Source organism: Claveliimonas bilis, from assembly GCF_030296775.1.
GTDB classification, from domain to species: domain Bacteria; phylum Bacillota; class Clostridia; order Lachnospirales; family Lachnospiraceae; genus Claveliimonas; species Claveliimonas bilis.
On the sequence record NZ_AP027742.1, the window covers coordinates 2,923,125 to 2,943,839 of the forward strand.

Annotated in this window: 17 protein-coding genes; 1 reads left to right on the forward strand and 16 read right to left on the reverse strand. The window is 45.4% G+C overall.

Annotated features, from left to right (window positions below):
* Position 1 precedes the first annotated feature (1 nt).
* The 11 genes from R2J37_RS14175 to R2J37_RS14225 all read right to left on the reverse strand — a co-directional run bounded on the left by R2J37_RS14175 (position 2) and on the right by R2J37_RS14225 (position 13,537).
* Complete coding sequence (locus R2J37_RS14175; protein ID WP_230105087.1) at positions 2 to 688, reverse strand: AroM family protein; 687 nt, start codon at positions 686 to 688, stop codon at positions 2 to 4.
* A gap of 13 nt (positions 689 to 701) precedes the next feature.
* Positions 702 to 1,640, reverse strand: coding sequence for a DUF1177 domain-containing protein (locus R2J37_RS14180; protein ID WP_230105086.1), 939 nt, complete (start codon positions 1,638 to 1,640; stop codon positions 702 to 704).
* An 85-nt stretch (positions 1,641 to 1,725) separates the two neighbouring features.
* Positions 1,726 to 2,805 carry an S-methyl thiohydantoin desulfurase family protein gene (locus tag R2J37_RS14185; RefSeq protein WP_230105085.1) on the reverse strand — a complete coding sequence of 360 codons (1,080 nt, stop codon included), beginning with the start codon at positions 2,803 to 2,805 and terminating at the stop codon, positions 1,726 to 1,728.
* Positions 2,806 to 2,899: 94 nt separating this feature from the next.
* Complete coding sequence (locus R2J37_RS14190; protein ID WP_316265677.1) at positions 2,900 to 4,582, reverse strand: OPT/YSL family transporter; 1,683 nt, start codon at positions 4,580 to 4,582, stop codon at positions 2,900 to 2,902.
* A 196-nt stretch (positions 4,583 to 4,778) separates the two neighbouring features.
* On the reverse strand, positions 4,779 to 6,014 hold the full coding sequence (locus tag R2J37_RS14195) for a PucR family transcriptional regulator (protein ID WP_316265678.1): 1,236 nt from the start codon (positions 6,012 to 6,014) through the stop codon (positions 4,779 to 4,781).
* A 143-nt stretch (positions 6,015 to 6,157) separates the two neighbouring features.
* Complete coding sequence (locus tag R2J37_RS14200; protein WP_316265679.1) at positions 6,158 to 7,273, reverse strand: phosphotransferase enzyme family protein; 1,116 nt, start codon at positions 7,271 to 7,273, stop codon at positions 6,158 to 6,160.
* Positions 7,274 to 7,395: 122 nt separating this feature from the next.
* Positions 7,396 to 8,256, reverse strand: coding sequence for a YitT family protein (locus R2J37_RS14205; protein ID WP_230105081.1), 861 nt, complete (start codon positions 8,254 to 8,256; stop codon positions 7,396 to 7,398).
* A complete protein-coding gene (locus R2J37_RS14210) occupies positions 8,246 to 9,859 on the reverse strand; it encodes an amidohydrolase (RefSeq protein WP_316265682.1) in 1,614 nt (537 codons plus the stop codon). Before R2J37_RS14210 ends, R2J37_RS14205 begins: the two co-directional genes overlap by 11 nt.
* A gap of 32 nt (positions 9,860 to 9,891) precedes the next feature.
* Entirely contained in the window at positions 9,892 to 11,229 is a 1,338-nt protein-coding gene (brnQ, locus tag R2J37_RS14215; RefSeq protein ID WP_316265684.1) for a branched-chain amino acid transport system II carrier protein, read from the reverse strand.
* A gap of 250 nt (positions 11,230 to 11,479) precedes the next feature.
* Positions 11,480 to 12,250 (reverse strand): HD domain-containing protein, encoded by a 771-nt coding sequence (locus R2J37_RS14220; RefSeq protein ID WP_316265685.1) that lies wholly within the window; start codon positions 12,248 to 12,250, stop codon positions 11,480 to 11,482.
* A gap of 75 nt (positions 12,251 to 12,325) precedes the next feature.
* Positions 12,326 to 13,537, reverse strand: a complete 1,212-nt coding sequence (locus R2J37_RS14225) for an MFS transporter (RefSeq protein WP_316265686.1) — start codon at positions 13,535 to 13,537, stop codon at positions 12,326 to 12,328.
* 190 nt (positions 13,538 to 13,727) lie between these two features.
* On the opposite strand from R2J37_RS14225, the gene R2J37_RS14230 reads away from it, so the two are divergent.
* Complete coding sequence (locus R2J37_RS14230) at positions 13,728 to 14,624, forward strand: AraC family transcriptional regulator (RefSeq protein ID WP_316265687.1); 897 nt, start codon at positions 13,728 to 13,730, stop codon at positions 14,622 to 14,624.
* Positions 14,625 to 14,668: 44 nt separating this feature from the next.
* Here R2J37_RS14230 and R2J37_RS14235 read toward each other — a convergent pair whose 3' ends face one another.
* The 5 genes from R2J37_RS14235 to R2J37_RS14255 all read right to left on the reverse strand — a co-directional run bounded on the left by R2J37_RS14235 (position 14,669) and on the right by R2J37_RS14255 (position 20,646).
* Positions 14,669 to 15,652, reverse strand: coding sequence for a dipeptidase (locus R2J37_RS14235; RefSeq protein ID WP_256192977.1), 984 nt, complete (start codon positions 15,650 to 15,652; stop codon positions 14,669 to 14,671).
* Positions 15,653 to 15,664: 12 nt separating this feature from the next.
* Entirely contained in the window at positions 15,665 to 16,270 is a 606-nt protein-coding gene (locus tag R2J37_RS14240) for a substrate-binding periplasmic protein (RefSeq protein ID WP_316265690.1), read from the reverse strand.
* Between the two features lie 134 nt (positions 16,271 to 16,404).
* The gene (locus R2J37_RS14245; RefSeq protein WP_256192975.1) at positions 16,405 to 17,451 is read right to left on the reverse strand and encodes a 2,5-dihydroxypyridine 5,6-dioxygenase NicX family protein; all 1,047 of its coding nucleotides are present in this window, start codon (positions 17,449 to 17,451) and stop codon (positions 16,405 to 16,407) included.
* 66 nt (positions 17,452 to 17,517) lie between these two features.
* Positions 17,518 to 18,843, reverse strand: coding sequence for a cytosine permease (locus R2J37_RS14250; protein WP_316265692.1), 1,326 nt, complete (start codon positions 18,841 to 18,843; stop codon positions 17,518 to 17,520).
* Positions 18,844 to 19,011: 168 nt separating this feature from the next.
* Positions 19,012 to 20,646, reverse strand: coding sequence for a PucR family transcriptional regulator (locus R2J37_RS14255; RefSeq protein WP_256192973.1), 1,635 nt, complete (start codon positions 20,644 to 20,646; stop codon positions 19,012 to 19,014).
* Between the last annotated feature and the right edge of the window lie 69 nt (positions 20,647 to 20,715).

The following is a 20,715-nucleotide window of genomic DNA, read 5'->3' on the forward strand; positions in this document are numbered from 1 at the left end:
TCTATCCTCTCTTTTTCAAATCTGTCAGCTCTGATACAACGCGTGCCAGAAGCGTTCTCGGAAGGACGACCATTTTCCCGGTCTTCTCCTCAAACATACGCTTCATTTCCTGTGTATAACCGATGCAGTCCAGGACGATCAGATCAGCGTCCATATCTTTCACCTGCTCCGCAGCTTTCTCCAGATCTTCCCACTCTCCGTAAGGTGATGCTGCGATGGATGTCACCTTATCCACATACTGACTCCATTTTCCTTCTGTCTGCGCAAGCTGCAGGGGTGACGGAGTCATGCAGATAATGTTGGATTTCTTTGTCATCAGAGGAACAATCCGATCCAGAATATCGCAGGGATAGAGCAGAGGAATGTTTTTGGACGTCAGTGTTTCCGGAAACTTTCCTGTGCAGAAGAACATGATCAGCCTGCAGCCGTCCTCCTCCATCCTGTCAATAGCCTCCTGGAGCCTCGGCAGGATATAGCGCTCTGCAAAGGTCACAGAAGTACCGTCCGTCAGACGGGAGACCAGCACATAGTCTCCCTCCTCCGGTTTAAACTTTGCAATCTCTTCCTTTGTCAGTCCGTCCAGGCCTCCTGCCTGCACCAGTTCAGCCTGCCCTTCAAAAATATCCATAATGTCTGCTGTCACATCGACTCTCGGCGCCTGCCCGATGGTGATCGCACCAATTTTCATCTGTATTCACCTCTTATTCCTGTCCCAGTGTCTGTAAATGATCCATCTTTCCATACAGTTTTACAAGACGTGCATATTCTGCTTCATCATAGAATTTGCACTGTCCTCTTCCGAAGGCTTTTGCAACTTCCAGCATAAAGCGCGCTGCTTCTTCTACGTCCGCTGCATGGGTTGCTCCTGTCGCGCATCCCGGCACCATAACTTCTGCTGTGATGGCGATTCCTACAACCGGAGCTTTTGTTGCAGTACACGGCTGCAGAACGCTGTTGATATGATGTACGTCATTTCCGTAAGGAGTAATATCCTGTGTTGCCAGAGGAAATACATAAGGAAGTTTTCCTGTTGTGATCTGCATCAGATCCAGCAGGTCTTCTGATGTTCTTAAAATATATCCTTCTTTTACAGTAGGAGAAATGGCGAATCCTCTTGTGTTGATCACGCGATTTCCCTTTGTTGTATCAACAGAGAGAATCGCATCCAGGTCGTCTGACACTTCTTCTTGGTTCACCTGTGACATCTCTACCGGAGATCCCATAAACGGAACCGGGTCATGAGGCTGTGTCGGCGCATCCGGACAGATATGTGTGGAGATCAGAACATCCCCCTCCAGCATATCTCCTTTGTTCTGCATATCCAGGATTTTAGCCGCAAGAGCAACTGCTGCAAGTGCTCCGTCACCGTCGGATACGAATCCGATCCTTTCCGGGCGCGCTCCAAGACCTCCCAGTCTTCCAAGGAGTCCGATGGTCGGAGCGTTTCCTCCGTTTGTCTTTCCTTTGGATCCGGGGATCCGCACTTTCAGCATATCTGTGGAACCTTTTGACCCTTTCAGTTCATATACTTCGATGTCTGCATCCGGTTTGATCGTTCTTAAATATTCTTCTACTTTCTTCCCTGTCACATTTCCATCATCCAGGATATCGTACGCTTCAATAATCTGTTTCATTAACATGGCTTTTATCTCCTTTTTCTGCTTTTCTATTTTGTTTTTCGTCCATGCTTTCCATGGAGCGCTGTACATTTCGCATTTTTGCCGCTTACAGGTAGCTTACCATCTCTTTTCCGACCACTTCTTCTGTCTGTTTCAACAGTTCCGGATCAAACATGGTGGCAGACAGCTTCAGATTTTTCTTATCTGCCCCGATCACATAGACCTCCAGTCCTTCTTCCATCATAGCTGTGGTAACAGGCTCTCCGGTCTTTGCATTGATGGTCATAATAAGATCAGGGAAAGTCGCAAGCCGTTTTCCGTCCTTTTCCGCTGTGGCATACTCATTCCAGAATGTCAGCTGGCAGCCGTCTACTTCCGCATATCCCACATCAAATCCTCCTGTTGTTTCAATAGAGAAGTTTTTCACTTCTCCTTTTGCCAGGATAGAACCGCCGAGAAATTCACACACATTTTTTACCGCTTCCTCCACAGAAGTTTCCAGCCCTTTACGGAAAGCTTTTCCTGTCTCTATAGCAAAGCTGACACCGCCGATAGCGCAGTTTTCTTTTGCATAGGCAGCTGTCACCGGATTTCTGGCAACCGCCACCAGTCCTCCTGCCTCAATAGACGCCATGCGCACAAGTTTTGAGGTATGCTCGATGCTTCCTTCAAAGAAACACTCCACATGATCTCCTGTCTCCGGATTGCCTCCTACACATGCCTGAACCGTCTTGTAGTCCTTCTGCTTATGAAGGTTCATACTCCCCATAACTCCGGTAGGATGGGCACGCCCATTGCACGGTGCATCCACAAGGGGAAGACCGGAAATGGCAGCCTGAAGCCATCCGTTCACAGACGCCTCTCCTCCCTGCTCATTTGTGATAATACCGCCCAGCTTCAGATCTGTATTCTTTTTGATCATCTCGATCGTATAAGCAAGATCCCTGGCTGTCATAAACTGGTCTTTGGCATTTGGAGCTCCCACAAGGGAAGCGGTCAGAAGAACCGCGTCGTCATCAATCTCTTCAATCGGAATAAGACGAAGATCTGTATACTCTACCGCGATCTTTGCATATTTTCTTCCTTTTACCGGATCTCCTCCGCCTCCTCCGCCAAGGATCGTGCCTCCTGCGAGGACATCATCCAGTACTTCTTCTGTCAGTTTAAGTCCTTCCTTTTTCTCCACTTGAAAATCCCCTTCTTTCCTTAAAATGATCTGCTTTATACTGCAAATGCCGGCATAAAGGAAAATCCCTTACGCCGACACTTGAACAGAGCCGCTATTCTTTCTTGCTTCCAAGGGCAAGCGTCGCCGTAAAGAAGCTGTACAGAGCCGCACCTGCCAGTGCGCCGGCACCCAGAATGTTGAGTGTGTGCTCGTTTTCTTTGTTTCTCTTTACCAGGATCGCACGGATGATCAAGGCCACGATGATCGTAAGACCGTTGATGGTGCTTCCTACCAGAAGACCGGTTGCAAAAAGGATTCCCACCTGTCTGGAACCTCCAAGAAGCTGAATGATCGCCCCCGGAACAGCCCAGATCAGAAGCCATTTTGCAACTTCTCCGCCTGCGCCCGCTTCAATCGTAGCTGCAAAGGTCGCATCTACCGGTGCGTACAACCCCTGCGAGAAGTAAGTCCGCGCAAGAAGAGCCACCATAACAAATGCAACTATAAATCCTACAATTTCTGAAATAAACTGCTGTTTTCTTCCTACTTTTTCCAGCTCCGGATCTTTTCCGTATCCTCTGAGGATATATCCGCATTTCAGGTCGTATGCCATATCAGAGAAAGCCGGGCCTGTCGCTGCCGTATAGGCAACCAGCACAGCCAGAGGCATACTCGGGAATCCGATCAGCATACCTACCAAAAGGAAAATAAGCGCCGTTGCAAATCCTGGGAACCATCCGGAATACATAGCGGAAATTCCTACGATCAGCTCGGAAGCAATTGCCGCAAATGCTGCATAAATGATCCAGATCACCAGCTTAAACGGTGTCATCTCTGACCAGATACCGGTAATAACCGCCAGAGCAATCGCTACGACGAAATATGCCACATATCCCCATCCAAGAGCGCTCTTCATATTTCCCATGCTGCGGCTGAATTTCCCCGCTGCACTTGCATCATCGCCTTTTTTGGCGAACAGCATTTTACAGACCTGAAGAAGCGCGACGAGTCCTGCTCCGATCATGATTCCGTGAGGCATATACTGGAACATAGTCTGTGACATAAGATCTGCTCCCTCGCCGAAAATATCTGTAACGACCGGAAAACTTTTTCCGAAAATATCAATAATAAAGCCGTTGGTATTAAGGACACCGATGACGATACTTCCGACACCAAGCGCTGCCATTGCCGCAAAGTCTCCGAACCAGGACACACCAAGAAGGTCTGTCGGGACACCGATGACTTTACCGCCGATACCGATCACCATACCTACCAGAAGCAGCATTGCCTTCCGGCCTTTTTCCACAACCGCAAGAATAGACTGCGCAGATGCAACTCCCGGAGGCCATGCTCCCTCTGCCGGGAACATTTCCGAATCAAATGTTTTATAAAGGATTGTTGCGTCAATGATCGTTGCGATAAACACGCCGATCAGCATTGGAAACATCAGATCTTCTCTTCCCATAATAACCGGAATACCGATGGGAAGCAGCAAACTGTTGGCCGCTGAAAATGTTGCTCCTGATATAGAAGTCTGAATCATGTTCTGACTGTGGATACTCCTGTATTTCTGCAAAAATGCCAGAGGTATCCTGGAAAGTATAATCGCAAACAGCGCTCCGACAATTGACGTATTAGGAGCCACGCCGGTACGTACGATCAATTCCAGCCCGATAATTGCTCCAAGCACACTCATAATAATATTCAGTATGAGAACATGCGGAGCCAGTGCTTTAGGATGTTCAGCCGCTGTAATATGCAGCTGCTCAAACGATTTCTTCTCTTGTTCGTCCATATTTTCTCCTCCTTTTCTCTCACTCGCCACTTTGCCTTTTTCAAGTCAAAACAGCGTCCAGGTACAAAGAAAGCCAATGTGACGATCACCCACATTGGCTTAACACCTCTTTATTTTAGCACTTTATCAAATTGAAGTCTTTATTCTCCGAATCCAATTTTTAGTCAGAATCTTTGTGCCCGGCGCACAGCTTTTGTCAATTTTTTATCCTTTCCTTCCCGTTTTCTGTCAGATATCTTCTTACTAAACAAACAAATGCCAGTTCCTGCAAAGTTGTAAAATCTCCTATATTACACTTTAGTATTTCTTCAATCTTTTTTACTCTGTACATCATAGTATTTCTATGAAGATACAACTTTTCCGCCGTCTGCTTTTTCGATCCTCCGTTTTGCAGCATCACTTCCAATGTCTCCACAAGACCGGTCCCATGTTTCCTGTCATACTCTTCCAGACTGTACAACCGTTCTTCTACATAAGATCTCACTTGCGGAAGCCTGGAAATTTCCAGCAGCAGTTCTTCGTATTTCATTTCTTCCCACCAGAAAATCTTCTGGTCTTCAAAATCTTTTCCGGCAATCTGCGAAAGTTCCGATATCTGATGAGCGGCTTTGGGCATATCAAAATACCCGTCTATTCTATCGGAAACAAGTATATGAAAATCCATTTTACATAATTTCTTCAAACTTTGCTCAAACTCTTCCAGCTTTTCTTTAAAGGCTAAAATCCGCCCCGGCTCACAGAACAGGACCTCTATCTTTTCCGGAAGAGAAATCACTGTGTACCCGAGATTTTGTTTCATAAAAAATGTTTCCGCCAGCTGTTCCGCTTTTTCCTTTTTCTGACCGGACCACTGCTCTTCCGGATATTTCGTGCAGATCTCCATCATCCTTACCGGCATCATAGGCCAGTACAGAGAATTGGCCCTGATCTGCGCCTCTTCTTCCCGGTCAAACCTCTCCTGCACCAGGTCGAAATAAAATTTCCGATCCAGTTCCTTTTTCTCAATCTGTCCGATCTGATAGCGCGTCCGCATTTCTACCCCGTTTTTAGCCTCCACAATGGCAACCATTACCGGATACACAGCCTCAATAAATCCCAGGGCATTGTTGAGAAAAAAGAGCGGAAACTGAAGCTGATCTGCTAGCTTCAGGGCCTCTTCCGGGAAATGGTCAAAAAATCGTGTCTTGATGGCCAGAGCAGCGGCCCCCGCTTCATTTAAATCCCGGATCAGATTAAGAACCGCCCCTTTGTCGTTACGGATGGCATATCCGGTAGTGATAAGCAGCATATCCGCCCTAAGCCATGGTTTGATATCCGGCTGTTCCATCATGTCATATACCACTACAGTACGGTCCAGCCCTTTTTCGCCCGCTACCAGCTCTGCTTGTCCGTTGTCCCACAATTTTTTTATATCTTTTACTGTCAGCCTCATGCTATCGCTTCCCTTTTGTTTTGATTTTTTAACGATAACATTTCAGAACATATTTTTCAATACCTGCAAAAATGAAGATTCTGTGAAAAAGATAACAGGACACGTAGTAAAATGCAACTTTACTACGTGTCCTGTTATCTTTTTCACATATACTTCTTTACAATCGACTGCATCGTATGCCACTTCTGTTCCATATCTTCCACTAACTTAAACTGCGTACGGCAGCGATCCAGATTATGACCTTCTCTGTGGATCTTGAAATAAGTATCTCCCTGCAGATAATCAGTAAGGAACCTCATTCCGCACTCATATGTCATGGTCTTCGCCCCCATAGGAAGCTCCAGGATTTCCCGCTCTGTCAGCTTACCGCCGCATCCTTCGATATATCCTCTTGCGTAGATATCAAATAATTCCATGCTGCAGGATACAAGACTTAAATCTCTCTCATCTTCCGCTGCTGTGCTTGCTCCGAAACGGATGGAATCTCCGAAATCATTCATAGCAAGTCCCGGCATTACCGTGTCAAGATCGATCACGCAGATTCCTTTTCCGGTCTTGTCATCGATCATAATGTTATTCAGTTTCGTATCATTGTGGGTAACGCGCAAAGGAAGCTCGCCTTTTTCCAGAAGTTCACTGAAATAATTGGCAATACCTTTTTCCCTGCTCCGCACAAATGCAATCTCTTTTTGCACAGATGCAGCCCGCCCCATTACGTCTTCTTCTACTGCTTTCTCAAAAACAGCAAATCTGGCTTTTGTATCATGAAATCCTTTGATCGTTTCATGGAGTGTCTCAGCCGGAAAATCTGCCAGAAGACGCTGGAAATTTCCGAAAGCCACTGCGCTTTCATAGAAATCGGCCGGCTTTTCCACCTTATCATAGCTGGTGGCTCCGGTAATAAATTTATAGGATCTCCAACAATTCCCTTCAGAATCTTTATAATAAGAGCTGCCATCTTTTGTCGGTATTACATTCAGAGTCTCCCTCTCCGGATCTCCCCCGTTTTCTGTAATCCTTTCTTTCAGGTATGATGTCACATTTACAATATTCTCCATCAGCTCTTCCGGTTTTTCAAACACTTCTCCATTCATTCTCTGCAGAATAACTTTGATCCTTCCCATTACCCCTATTTCATAGGAAAGCAGATAAGTGTCGTTAATATGTCCGCTTCCATATGGACGGCACTCTGTCATTTTCCCTTCAAATGCAAAATTTTCAATTGCTTCATTTAATCTTTCCAAGGTTACTTCCTTCATTTTTTTCCCTCCTGAAAATCCCTGCTCTATGCAGTGATCTTCTCTTAATATGAAACAATTGTAATATAAGAAAAAAGGAAAATCTTTGTCCTATTTTTCCCTTATTTTGTATTATCGGATATCTATTCTGTAGGCTTCTGATAAAACTTCCCTGCAATCTGCTCAGTTTTCATCAGATTAACAAAGGCCTCGGGATCCGCTTCGTTTATCGCTTTCAGCACGCGCTTACTTTCAGCACTGGATACGACCGAATACACGATCTTACGCTCTCTTTTCTCATAAGAGCCCTCTCCTTCAATAATAGTCGCCCCGTGATTTGTTGTCCTGGCGATTGCCTCATAAACCTCTTTCGCCTTATTTGTCACTACAAAAAGTGTCTCCTGCTGATATTTTTTATAAAGCATGTGGAGTACCTGTGTAGACGTATACTGGAAAATGATGGAGTACAATGCCTTGTCCCATCCGAATAAAATACCTGCTGCGGCAAGGATCACCACATTAAGTCCCAGCACCATATTCCAGGAATCAATCCCTTTCCGCTCTGACAGAAATATGGCGATAAAGTCTGTTCCTCCTGTTGTTGCATTCATCATCAGACACATACTGATCACCAGGCCGTTGATCAGCCCGCCAAAAATACTGATCAGCAGCGTGTCATAAGTAATCACATATCCCGGCAGGATATCCGTCAGTACACTGGTAAGCACGATCATCAGACAGGAATACAGCGTAAATTTTTTCCCGATAAATCGAAATCCTATATAGACCGGCACTGCATTCAGGGCTACATTGACAATGGTATATGGTATTGTCACATGAAAAAACAATTCCCCCATCCGCTGCAGAAGCAGGGTAAGCCCTGTTGCTCCGCCCGGATATAATCCGCCTGTCCGCACGAAAGATTTGATATTCAAGGCCATGATCACTGCTGCCAGACAGACGATGATGATTCTCTTTATGTCTTTTTTAGGTTCAAATTTCATAAATTCTTTTTCCTTTAATAAATACTTTCTGTACTTTTATCTTATCAATTTCCTCTTCCGGAATTTCAAAGATATTTCGATCCAGGACAACAAAATCTGCCCTGTATCCTCTTTTCAGCTGCCCCATCTCCGGAAAGCCAGCCGCTTTCGCCGACTCTCTCGTATATAGTTTCACCGCTGTCTGAATATCAACAGCCTGGTCCCTGCCGCAGTCTGTTCCGTCCCATGCTCTGCGTGTTACGGCTGCTTTTATACAGGGGAAAGGGTCAGATGGAACTGCCCACGATGTGGCCGGTGCATCGGTTGAAAAACACAGCTGCACCTTTCTATCCAGCATCCGTTTTACCGGATAGCATTCTTTCATCCACTCTTTTCCCAGATTTTTCAGGTAGCTCTCGATCTCCGCATACATGAAAATCGGCTGTGTTACAAATGCAATTCCTTTTTCTGCCGCTTTTTGAATGCTTTCTTCAGAAGGATCTGTAATGTGCTCCACTCTTGCATATGGTAGATTTTCCTTGCCTTCCATCCAGTCATCCTCCAGGCAAAGCCTGTCTACCGCCCGTTTGATCGCCTTCCCGCCCATAGCGTGTACAGACAGCTGGCAGTGCTTTCTTTTGCAGAAGGAAACTGCCGACTCTACCAGCTCGTCTGAACAGACCGGCAATCCGTACTCTTCTGTCCGACCCAGATAAGGACGGCTCATCCAGGCAGTCCGTCCGGACACGCTTCCATCTCCGATCAGCTTAAGACCCGCTGCAAATATCTGCTGATCCCGGTCCCTCTTTTCTCCTGAAAGGTCGAAGTCTTTGTCTTCGGCAAAAAAATCCCACATATAGTAAATCCCGGTTTTCAGTTCCCAGCCCCGTTTTGCCGCTTCCTCATAAAGGGGATAATTGTCCCCTTTATCCAGGTTGCCCATGTCTGTCACTCCCACAATTCCCTGCGAAAGAAGAAGCTGTCCCAGAGCTATCAGATTCTCTACCTTCTCTTCCCTGGTTGGAACCGGCATAAATGGCGTAACCAAATTTCTCGCATTCTCTTTCAGGACGCCTGTCGGTTCGCCGTCTGCATCACGCTCAATTTCTCCTCCCTCCGGATCCGGTGTATTCCTGTCAATTCCGGCAATCTCCAGAGCTTTGCTGTTGACGCACCGGATATGACCGCAGGTGCGGATGATACAGACAGGCATATCGCTGCAGCCTTCATCCAGATCATACCGGGTAAGCGCTCTTTGCTCCGCAAATTTCCCTTCGTCATATCCCCATCCTTCGATCCATTTCCCATCCTGCTTGTCTGCAAACTTTTCTTTCCTCACCCTCCGGATTTCTTCAATGAGTTCTGCAATAGAATTTACTCTTGGAGGGAGAGCCGATATCTGCTGCGAGAAATCTGCCAGCATCACAGGATGCATATGTGCATCGATCAGTCCCGGTATGACGCACGCTCCATTGAGATCCACTCTTTCATAACTGCAGGAAGGCATCTCCGCCCGCCTGCCGATCCACGCTATTTTCCCTTCTTCCACGATCATGGAATCCGCATAAAGATTTTCGTCATCAGATGTAAAAATTCTGGCATTTTCAAAAATTTTATTTTCCATTTTATCCTCCCCTGTTCTTTTTTCTGTGATTCTTATCTTCTGCTGCTCTTGTCTTTATCTGCAAAATTTCCCCACAGCGCTCCCACTGCAAATCCGATTATTGTAGGAATCAGCCATGCGAAACCTTCCTTTGCCAGAGGAATTTTATAAACCCTCTCCATCACTCCGGAAATATCCGCTTTTAGAAGTCCTGAGGCGTGAGCAACATTTAAAGCGTCAAAAACAGACATCAGCGCCGCCATAAAGACAGAGCCCTTCCACGCCCCGTCATTGGGAACATACTTTTTCAGTAAGCCGAGAAATGTCATAACTACTGACATCGGAAACAGCACAGTAAACAAAGGTCCGGAAATAGCAAGCACATTGCTGACTCCTGTAGATGATACGAAGAAAATGGCTGCTGTAATGAGAAGTGCCGCCAGCTTATAGGACAGCTTCCCTTTCGTCCATCCTTCCACCCACTCTCCTGTTGTGGCGATCATTCCCACCGCGGTTGTCAGACATGCAAAAATAACAGCCAGCGACAGTACCACACTGCCTCCATAACCGGCCATCCGCCTTACCAGGTCAGTTAAAAGAAAGGTAGTATCCACATCCGCCGGGTAAATTTTTGTTCCCTGCGCGCCCAGATACGCAAGCCCGCCATACACAACAAAAAGAAGCGCAAAACCGACAGCTATGATACCAAACATGGCCTTTTTATATTCCTTTCTTTCCGTATAACCTTTATTCCGGAACGCTTCAATAAATATCCCGGCACAGATGATTCCCGTTCCTACATCTCCGGTATTATACCCGGTCAGAAATGCATTGACAAATGCCTCTGTTCCGCTTGTGATCTCCCCTTCCCCCAGCCTGTCAATGGGGTGAACAATTGCCAGAATGATCACTGCAACCAGGCTGACCAGAAGAAGCGGCGTAAGGTAATTCCCTATCTTATCTATTACACTTGACTTATTCATGGCGAAATAGTAGGACACAGCAAAAAATAACAGCAGAAAACCAATTCTCACGTAAGACGGCATGCTGCCAAAGATTCCTTCCAATCCCGATTCATAGGCAACGCCCCCGCATCTTGGGATCGTTCCGAATATTACTGCCAAAAGACCGATCCCCATATAGAAATAGTGCCACCATGGCGTAACATGGCGCATCATATCCTTCAGGTCATATCCTGTATTCCCCACAGCTGCCACCGCCATCATAGGAAACAGGATACCGGTAAGGGCAAGGCCTGCCATGGCCGCCGGTACATACTGTCCCGACAAAAGACCTACCTGAGGCGGAAATATAAGATTTCCCGATCCGAAAAAGACGGCAAACAGTGCAAAACCCGTAATTAAAATGTCCTTTCTCATATTCTTTTTCATTTTATCTTTCCTTTCGCTTCGCTACATGACGGCCGCTTGCCCGGCTTATCTGTTCGATACCGCAGGCAGCTCACGGCAAAGCCGTTCGCTGTCCGTTGCCAGGCAAATGTCCGTTCATGCAAGCATGACGGCCGCCTGCCTGGCTTATCGCGCAAAATGAAGGGTACCTGTTCTGCATTCCATAGAACCAGGACACCCTTCACATTTTCCCGCATCATTTTAACATATTATTCTCTGTGGCTTTATTTTTTCACATATTCAGCCGTCCGTCAATATACTTCTCCAATTCTTCTGAAATCTTCCGCATTGTAGCCTTTGTCTCCGGGTTTGAATATGGAATCCTCCCTGCTATTTTTCCCACATAATTATTTTCTTTTACAATTTCCAGGCTTTCTTTAAAATTAAGATCATAAAAGTACGCCAGATAAGATACCCAGAAATCCATATCCGTTATCCGGTCCGAGGACAATATACTCTTCCCTTTTAAAATATCATCACGAACCTTTTCTGTAATCTTCTGTTCTCCAATTTCCTGTGCTGAAGCATTCATAAACGTTTCCAGCGGATCCTCTAATTTTACACGACAGTTATCCAGTTTATCTGCATCACGGATCAATCTGGCATGAAGCAAAGTCCTCTGATCTTCTATGCCGGACAAAATATAGTCACTGTGTTTCCGGATAGCCTCTTCTATAATAGAATCCCAGGTATCCTCCTCCAGAAAGCGCCGGATAAGCCCTCCTTTAAAAAGAATATCCGCTCCATATGCCGCATGATCCATTGTTTCCGGCAAAAAGCTGTCATACCGCTTCAACTGTTCAAATCTTCCGATATCATGAAGAAGAGCGATCATCTTCGCAAGTTCCCTGTCCTCTGCCGAAAGTCCCATCCTTTCTGCAATCTGGCCGCTTCTTGCCACAACACCATATGTATGAGTAATCTTCAGCTTTACTTTGCCGTCTGTCCGGTCATAATCATTCAGATACTGCTCAAATTCCATCCTTGCCTGATTATAGTCCATGCTGCCTTCTCCTCTTCCGCCCCGCTTCAAACGATTTCTTAAGTCCGCTGACAGCGGTATTTTATCTTCCACCTATTATAGACGATATGTTCCGGCAGAACAAGCATTTCTGCGGAAGACAGATATTACATTCTGCAGTCTTTCATGCATATACAGCATGATACACAAAATGGCCAGCAAATAAAAAGGGAAAAGGGAAATACTGATATGATTTGCCATCAGCCCGAATACCGGCGGCATAAGGCAGGTTCCCACATAAGCAAACGCCATCTGGACACCGATCATGGCCTGGGATTTATCCGCCCCAAAGTACCCCGGGGTAGAATGAATAATAGACGGATAAATGGGCGCACAGCCAAGGCCGATAAAAATCAGTCCCAAAAGCGCGCTTCCATTTCCAAACGGAAGCAAAAGCAGGATAATTCCAAACAGAATAATCCCCTGCCCCAGCCGTATCATCTGTCTGTCATTCAATTTCAGCGTCAGGAACCCGGACAGCCCTCGTCCCACTGTAATTCCGATAAAAAACAGACTGGCAAAATTCGCGGCAGTTTCCGAAGGAAGTCCTTTATGCAGTACCAGATAACTGCTGGCCCAAAGGCCGGTTGTCTGCTCCAGAGCACAATAACAGAAAAAAGTAATCATAATTTCTTTGGCTCCGGGAATCCGTATGATCTGAGGCAGTGTCAGAACTTCTCCTTGTACCGTCCTCTCTTCCGCCTTGTCTTCTCCTCCGGCAGCGGACTTTGGCCAAAGAGGAAGACTAAAAAACAAAACAGCAGTTAAAATCAGCTGGAGAAACGAAATATAGCGGTACCCCATATTCCATCCCTGTCCGTGAAACAACGCAAATCCCATAATGTAAGGGCCGACAGACGCACCTACTCCCCACATACAATGAAGCCAGCTCATATGACGGCTGGCATAATGAAGCGCCACATAGTTATTCAACGAAGCATCCACACAGCCCGCCCCCAAACCATAAGGAACAGCCCAAAGACACAGCTCCGCAAAAGAATGACTGATAGAAAATCCAAACAATGCCGCTGCAGTCAGTAATACACTGAAAGCCGTTACTTTCCCTGTTCCCATCTTCCTGGTAAGGCGGTCACACTGCAGACTGGATACGATCGTCCCTGCTGCAATGATCATGGAAACAATTCCTGCATAAGAAACCGGAACCGAAAATTCCGGATACATACTGGGCCACGCGGAACCCAAAAGGGAATCCGGCAGCCCCAGACTGATAAATGCCAGATAAATAATCGCTAACAATAATTGAAACATTGTTTTCCTCCTGTCTGCTCCGGACTGCTTTGGATGTCCCCGCTCCGGCAGCCCGTCATACTTTCCGTCTCATAATATTAGCGACTTTTTCCTGTTGAAACAACCCAATTTTGGACATATAATATAAAAAAACCGACAATTGCAACAATAACGGATTTTGTAATACAAACCTGGAAAAGGAGGAACTTTTATGGCGCTTCACGAATGCGGGCTGAATCTGAACCGGGGATTAAAAGAACTCCAGATGCATGGCACCTTAGATTTCCCCTGTGCCGGTTATGCCGCTTTCTATACCGACAATCCGGAAGATACGATACCATGGCACTGGCATGAGGAAATGGAATTAGTCTATGCAGCAGAAGGAAGTATGGAAGTGCGAATCCCTTCCTCTTCTTTTTGCGTCAGGAAGGGGGACCTTTTTGCTATCAATTCCAACACCCTGCACTTTGCATCTTCCCTCGAAGGCTGTCTGCTTCACTCCCTTGTTTTTTCTCCCTCTCTTGTGACCGGAACAGACAACTCTGTCTTTGCAAAAAAGTATGTGCACCCCCTCCTTTCCTGCCCGTCCTTCTCCGGCTTTTTATTCCCATCGTCAAAGTACCCGGAAATCATCCGGGATTTCTGCGCTGCCTTTGAGGTCATGAAAAAAGAACCGCCTGGATTTGAATTTATTGTGCGGGAAAAGCTATCTTGCATCTGCTTTTTCCTCTCCCAAAAATTCAAAGAAGAGATGGTCATTTCTTCTTCCACTTCAGGTCAAAATGATCTGCGTATCAAAAAAATGCTGGAATATATCCATCAAAATTATTCCAGCGAAATTACTTTACCGGAAATCGCCAGGACTGCTGATATCGGAGAGCGGGAATGTCTGCGCTGTTTTCAAAAAACAATCCAGACCTCCCCTATTCAATATCTGTTGAAATACCGGAGCATGCAGGCTGCAGATCTTCTCCTTCGGGAACCCGAAAGAAGTATTTCTGATATATCTGTTTCCTGCGGTTTTGACAGTCCGAGCAACTTCGCCAAAGTATTCCGCCGTTTCTATCACTGCACACCTCGGGAGTATAGAAAAATGCCTGCAATCTGACCGGAATCATCCGGCCGGATTACAGGCATAAAAAGAAGGGTCTGTTATTTCCATACTGTCTGAAAAACACGATAAAAATTTTTATAGGCAATGGCATCTAACTGTTCCTGATTATATCCTCTCTTTTGCAGCACTTCCAGAAGATTTCCCGCTTCCGCTTCATTGGAAATCCCTTTTCCACTGGGAGAGTCCAAATTGGAACTGAAAGAGCCAAGCGCCTCTTCTTCCAGATAATCGTCAAAATCAAATCCCAGACCGATATGCTCAATACCGATCAACTCTGCAATATACTCTACATGATCTGCAAGGCGCTCTACCGTTTGCTTCTCGCGATTTTCATCTATAAATTCCCGAAGACTGTTTATTCCCGTCAGCCCTCCTGTTCTCGCAATTTCTTTCAGCATATCATCTGACAGATTTCTCATGGCAGGACACACAGATCTGGCATTGGAATGAGATGCGATCACCGGTCCCTGGGCCAGATTCATGATATCCCAGAATCCCTTGTCATTGATATGAGAGACATCCATCACCATCCCAAGTTCCTGGATTCTTCTTACCGCCTTTTCTCCAGCCTCTGTCAATCCTCGCCTTGGATCCCCCGGCCATCCGCTTGCAAGGGCATTCTCTTCATTCCATGTAAGCATGGCATGCCTTACGCCAACCTCGTCATAAAAGTAATTGATCAGGTCTATATCTTCGCCGATCTGACTTAGCCCTTCCATTCCTGTCACTGCATTGATTTTTCCTGCTGCTGTTCCTGCTGCAAGGTCTGAAAATTTCTTCACCGGATTTAAAATATCTGACGCATCTTGAAGTTCGCACTGGATACTTTCTACAATCTCTTTTGAACGTTTGACAGGATCTGCATCATACGGCGGATCGAGCCAGATAACGAATATCCCTCCGTTCACACCGCCTTTTTGGAATTTCTCCAGATGATACTTACGGAAAATATCTCTCTCTTTGTTTTTGATCCTTTTGTTGGTGACATCTGTCCATATGTCTCCATGACCGTCAAAAATCATACCTTTTCCTCCTTATGCCTGCTCTCCGGCCGCATCGAAATCATCCCTTACTTTCTCTTCACGGAACATGACATATAACGGTCTGTAGTATGTCAGTGCAGGAGCAGGATACAACGTAACATTATCGGACATAAGATATTCTTTCACGCCCTGATCCAGCACTCCGAAATCAACTTCACCGTCATAAATTCCCTTAAGGACTGCCGCTGCATCTGGAAATTCCACTTTGCATGAAGCCGATAAGCTGTCGATCTCAGGACCATTTGCAAAATCTGCGATCACTCCCAGACGGTAGTTCTCCAGTTCCGAATAATTTTGAATGTCCTTTAATGTTTTATCAGCAGTCACCACTTCCGTTACAGCATCCCGAAGCTTCTTTGATAAATAAAATTTTTCCAGACGTTCCGGCGAATCCTGCGCCTGAAACAGAACATCCTGCTGGCCGCTTTCAAATTCAGGATAAATCTGATTCCAGGGTGCAATACAAACTTCCGTTTCATAGCCCGCTTTGTGAAGCCTTCCGGCAACAAGTTCATAATCTCTTCCTTTTACACATCCGTCCTTGTCAATATACTGATAAGGTGGAAAAGGATCTGCACATATTTTTAATTTTCTCATATTGCCTTCTCCTTTTCATTTCTAATTTTAATGGCAGATGCGGTATCACATCTGCCATTTTATACAGCCAATCAACAGCTGCAGTGCCCAAAGCCAGTGGGGGCTTATGAGCTTTGGGCGCTGCATATACCCTGCTATTTCCCTAACTTTTTCGCTAACTCTGCCAGTTCAGGTTCAATAAATTTGCCATCTTCCAGAATCTTCTTGTCATCCAGATAAATTGTACAGTTCAGACAGATTCCGTCGATATGGCTCTTTGCTTCACGGGGAGCTCCTCCGGAATAGCAGGATCCCTGATGTCCGAATCCCCATTCTGTACTGCCCCATACACGTTCGTCCTCTGTCGTGCATCCTTCCAGTTTTGCATTTGGATTTACTCCGTAACATACATGTGCAGCTATGTACATATTCGGATCGTCCAGTTTCTTATAATAAGCGCGGAGAATATCTGCCTGCTCACCGCCTTTGATTTCCTGGATCCTTCCCTCTTTTACGATATAGGATACCGGCTCTGTAAGGTGGCCAAGCTCTGCATCGCCTCCTCCGGAAATTGTTCCGTCAAATGCGATCACTCCTTCGATCGTCTCTTCCTTCGGAGCCCATCCGATCTGTCCGATGAGGAAATGTCCTCCTGCAAAACTGTAATCGCATTCATTTCCGATCGGGCGGTTCGGATCATTTTCAAACGTTACATCCGTGCCTGCCGCATTGGTAATCCTCATACGTTTTGTCGCTCTTGTCATTTCAGTTAATCTGTTCTGGAATGCCTGCTGTGCCTCAAGATCCACTTCTCCGATACAACGTACAATTCTCTCAATGCTAAGTCCGCCAAGCATAACCTGTCTTGTTCTTCCATTATTTACTGCCTTATCCCATATTGGAGAATACAGAAGCCACTGATCATTCATTTCTACCCAGACATCTGTCTTATCCACACAGGCAATCAAAGGATCCGGAAGATAAGGCATTGTCAATGCGCCATATCCCTTCGGGGTGGAATGCCAGGCAACCATTGTTTTTGCTCCCAGCACTTCAGCAGCCTTTGCCATTTCTTCTACTACCCGGAAATCCGGTTTGGAATCTGCTGTAATCAGTACGCTTTCCCCTTTCTTTACCTGAATCAGATCATGCATCAATTTGTAACATGCATTTGCCAGTTCCAGTTCCATATAACTTGCCATAGTATTGTCCTCCTTATATATAAAATTTTATTTTTTACATTTTGCTTTTATTTTTAATTTCCAATACTATTCTCTAATCTCTTCTTCTTCGATCTCTTCCCCTATGATTCCCTGTCCGCTCTTACTGAATATTTTCATAAGGATCAGGTAAGCCACTACACTGACTACAAGAGAGTTGATAGAAGCAATTCCTGCATTTACGGTAAATCCGACTATCATACCTATGATCATTCCTGCAAAAGCCCAAATATTTACTTTGCAGTACTTTGTTCCCGGCCCATACTCATAATGGCGATGCCGGATCAGATAGTAATCACATATGATAACTCCGGCAACAGGCGGAAGCGCTACTCCCAGGACATTCAGCCATGTTGAAAAGTAATCTGCCAGCCCCAGGGTACCGGTAAGTGTTGCCAGAAGACCTGTCACAATAACAATCTTCTTCTTTGGGAATGGCAGACAGTTGGATAATCCAAGACTTGCTGTATAAAGGTTATTGTCATTTGTCGTCCACTGTGCCAGGATCAGAATCAGAAGAGCTGCTACGCCAAGTCCCATTGCCAGGAACGCAACCGGGAGATCACTTTCTCCTGTTGTCGCTGTAATCAGATATCCTGACATAATAATAAATGTATTGGCAATCAGATATCCGAAAATAGTACCGCCCCAGGAGGCTTTCCAGTCTTTGGCATAACGGGTAATATCCGACTGTGCCGCTGCTCCTCCTGCAAAGGATCCTACAATAGTAACAATTGCCGTTCCTATCGTCATTGGTTCTGTAGGAACCACATTCTGTACAGCTGCCCAGCCGCCTGCTCCTTTGATCGCCAATCCGACACCGACTACAGAAAGAATGAAAATCAATGGAACAGCTATATAACTTAAAATATTTAATCCTTTATATCCGAAATAAGCGGTCAGCATCATCAAAATACCGCCCCAGGCTGCTGCTACATATTGAGATGTAATGAATCCTCCTTCCGGGAAAAGAGCTGACATTGTAGATCCAAAGAACCCTACCTGCACAGCATACCATCCTGCCATAACAACTGCTAATAAGATACCGATCACTTTGGATCCTTCTCTTCCGAAACTGTGGCGGGCCAGAATAGAAGATGACACTCCTTCTCTTGCACCTGCTGCCCCGATCAATCCTCCATAAACACTCAAAATAATATTTCCTACTAAAGTCGCAATGATCGCATCCCGGAAATTCATCCCAAATGCAATGGCTGAACCGGTATATAATCCGGACATACAGATACAAAATCCGGCACAGACAAACGCCACACTCCAAAAGCCTTTCTGTTCGGCTTCCGGCACTCGCTGCGTCGCATTATCATTTGACGAATGTACTGTTTTCTTTTCTGATACGTTGTTCACACTACCCATCTTCATTCCTCCTTACGTTGACTTTCCTTGTTAGTATACGCTGATGCCAGCACCGGTACTCTCTTTTGTTTATATCTTAACAAAACCGTCCGCCCTTTGTCTCCGTGTAGCCATACACAAAAAAAGGGCTGCTGTGTGCAGTCGCACACAACAACCCAATATCCATTTCTATTTTCCCTTCAAAATATCAAAAACGATCAGGAAATTTAAAAGGTGAGGCATCTCAAAAGGTGAGTAGCCCAATAATTCTATAATTTTATTCCTTCGCTGCAGAACTGTATTTTTGTGGACATACATCTGCGAAGCAGCTGTGTGAGTATTTCCATTATTTTCCAAAAGAATACGCAGTGTGTCAACCAGCTCCGTCCCATGTTCCTCATCATAGGACGCCACCGGGCCGATAAAACGCTGACATACCTCGTATGTCTCATCCTGAGCGCCCATTTTTCGCAGCTTCTGAAAGAAATAGACGGCATCATAAAAAATGACCTTATTCTCACCGTAATGCTCTCTTCCGATGACAGCAGCTTCAAAAGCCTGAAAATAAGCATCCGGCATTTTCGTCACCTCTGTGAATGAATTGCTGACACCAACGGAAACCGACAGATTTGGCTTCCCCTGGAAAAGCCCCAGGAGCCTTCCGCAGAATTTTTTCATATCAATCTTGCTGTCCCGGTTATCCATAAACAGAATAATTGTATCGCTCCGAAGGGCGAGCCAGTTATCTGTATTATAAGATTTCATGAACTCTTCAATTTTGCCCAGCAGAACCCGTTTCACATAGTCCTGTATTTCCTGCTGTACTTTAGGGCTTGTCATCTGTTGGATAGAATTAATATTGATCAAAACAATACAATTCTTGTCCAGAATGGTAAGCCCCAACTCATATCCCCGTTCCACCGCTCTTTCATTGGAAGGGAAATTCCATACAAGAAGGTCCGCCGCATATTCCTGCACTGCCTTTTCTCTTAAATCTGCCATCCTGTTCTTTCGTCTGAGAATAAGAGAGCCCGATACCACCAAAGGATGGATCAGCTTTTCCTCCATTTCTTCAGAAAAGGTTTCATCATAATCTGTAATAAAAAGCCCGAACAAATTTTTCTGGGAACGGATCAGAACGATCAGACATTCCTTTCCTTCTATAGACTGCACTGTATAGCCTTTTTTACTGCATGCATAAAGAACATGATTGAAGTTGTATTTCAGGTACTCTTCTTCTTTTTGGATATCAGCATCATCCCTGTCGGAAAAAATAATTTTCCCATAGGTATCATAATAGGAAATGCGTTTTTCCAGGCGTTGATTCATCTGCTGGAAGACCACATTCATATTCTCCTCGTTAATGATCAGGTTAAGAAAATCATTTCTGATTCCCGTCTCATTGTTTGGCTCAAGTGCAGGTGCATTCTCCTTATAGAGAAGATTCTGGATCGGGTTCATGATCTCAATATAGGACACATCCTGGCGAGCCTGAATGAGAGGGAACCCTGCCTCATTACACAGATCGATAATTTCCTGATCTATCTGCTGGACCCATGTCCCCACATAACAGAGCACCAGTCCACAGCCCCCGTAATCGATCAAAGTCTGAATTACAACTTTCTGCTGTTCTACGTTGTCACAAATGGCATAAAATGCGGTAATGTAAAGCTGCTTTTTCAAAACCCAGTGTGAAATATTCCTGTCTGCTATTTCCAGAACACTTACACTCTCAATGGGAATATCCAATCCCTCTTCTCCCGCAACGACAGTTGCCCCGAATAAGCCGCCGAATTTCAGGGCTTCTCTGATCGTCAGAGACATATTGACCTCCTCCTGTTCTTATCTAATCTGTCTCACTTAATCTAGCTCCCCCTTTATTATAATCACTAT

Coding starts and splice junctions, on each gene's coding strand:
- R2J37_RS14175 (WP_230105087.1), bottom strand. CDS start 688: ATGAAAATTGGTGCGATCACCATCGGGCAGGCGCCGAGAGTCGATGTG.
- R2J37_RS14180 (WP_230105086.1), bottom strand. CDS start 1,640: ATGTTAATGAAACAGATTATTGAAGCGTACGATATCCTGGATGATGGA.
- R2J37_RS14190 (WP_316265677.1), bottom strand. CDS start 4,582: ATGGACGAACAAGAGAAGAAATCGTTTGAGCAGCTGCATATTACAGCG.
- R2J37_RS14195 (WP_316265678.1), bottom strand. CDS start 6,014: ATGAGGCTGACAGTAAAAGATATAAAAAAATTGTGGGACAACGGACAA.
- R2J37_RS14200 (WP_316265679.1), bottom strand. CDS start 7,273: ATGAAGGAAGTAACCTTGGAAAGATTAAATGAAGCAATTGAAAATTTT.
- R2J37_RS14205 (WP_230105081.1), bottom strand. CDS start 8,256: ATGAAATTTGAACCTAAAAAAGACATAAAGAGAATCATCATCGTCTGT.
- R2J37_RS14210 (WP_316265682.1), bottom strand. CDS start 9,859: ATGGAAAATAAAATTTTTGAAAATGCCAGAATTTTTACATCTGATGAC.
- brnQ (WP_316265684.1), bottom strand. CDS start 11,229: ATGAAAAAGAATATGAGAAAGGACATTTTAATTACGGGTTTTGCACTG.
- R2J37_RS14220 (WP_316265685.1), bottom strand. CDS start 12,250: ATGGACTATAATCAGGCAAGGATGGAATTTGAGCAGTATCTGAATGAT.
- R2J37_RS14225 (WP_316265686.1), bottom strand. CDS start 13,537: ATGTTTCAATTATTGTTAGCGATTATTTATCTGGCATTTATCAGTCTG.
- R2J37_RS14230 (WP_316265687.1), top strand. CDS start 13,728: ATGGCGCTTCACGAATGCGGGCTGAATCTGAACCGGGGATTAAAAGAA.
- R2J37_RS14235 (WP_256192977.1), bottom strand. CDS start 15,652: ATGATTTTTGACGGTCATGGAGACATATGGACAGATGTCACCAACAAA.
- R2J37_RS14240 (WP_316265690.1), bottom strand. CDS start 16,270: ATGAGAAAATTAAAAATATGTGCAGATCCTTTTCCACCTTATCAGTAT.
- R2J37_RS14245 (WP_256192975.1), bottom strand. CDS start 17,451: ATGGCAAGTTATATGGAACTGGAACTGGCAAATGCATGTTACAAATTG.
- R2J37_RS14250 (WP_316265692.1), bottom strand. CDS start 18,843: ATGGGTAGTGTGAACAACGTATCAGAAAAGAAAACAGTACATTCGTCA.
- R2J37_RS14255 (WP_256192973.1), bottom strand. CDS start 20,646: ATGTCTCTGACGATCAGAGAAGCCCTGAAATTCGGCGGCTTATTCGGG.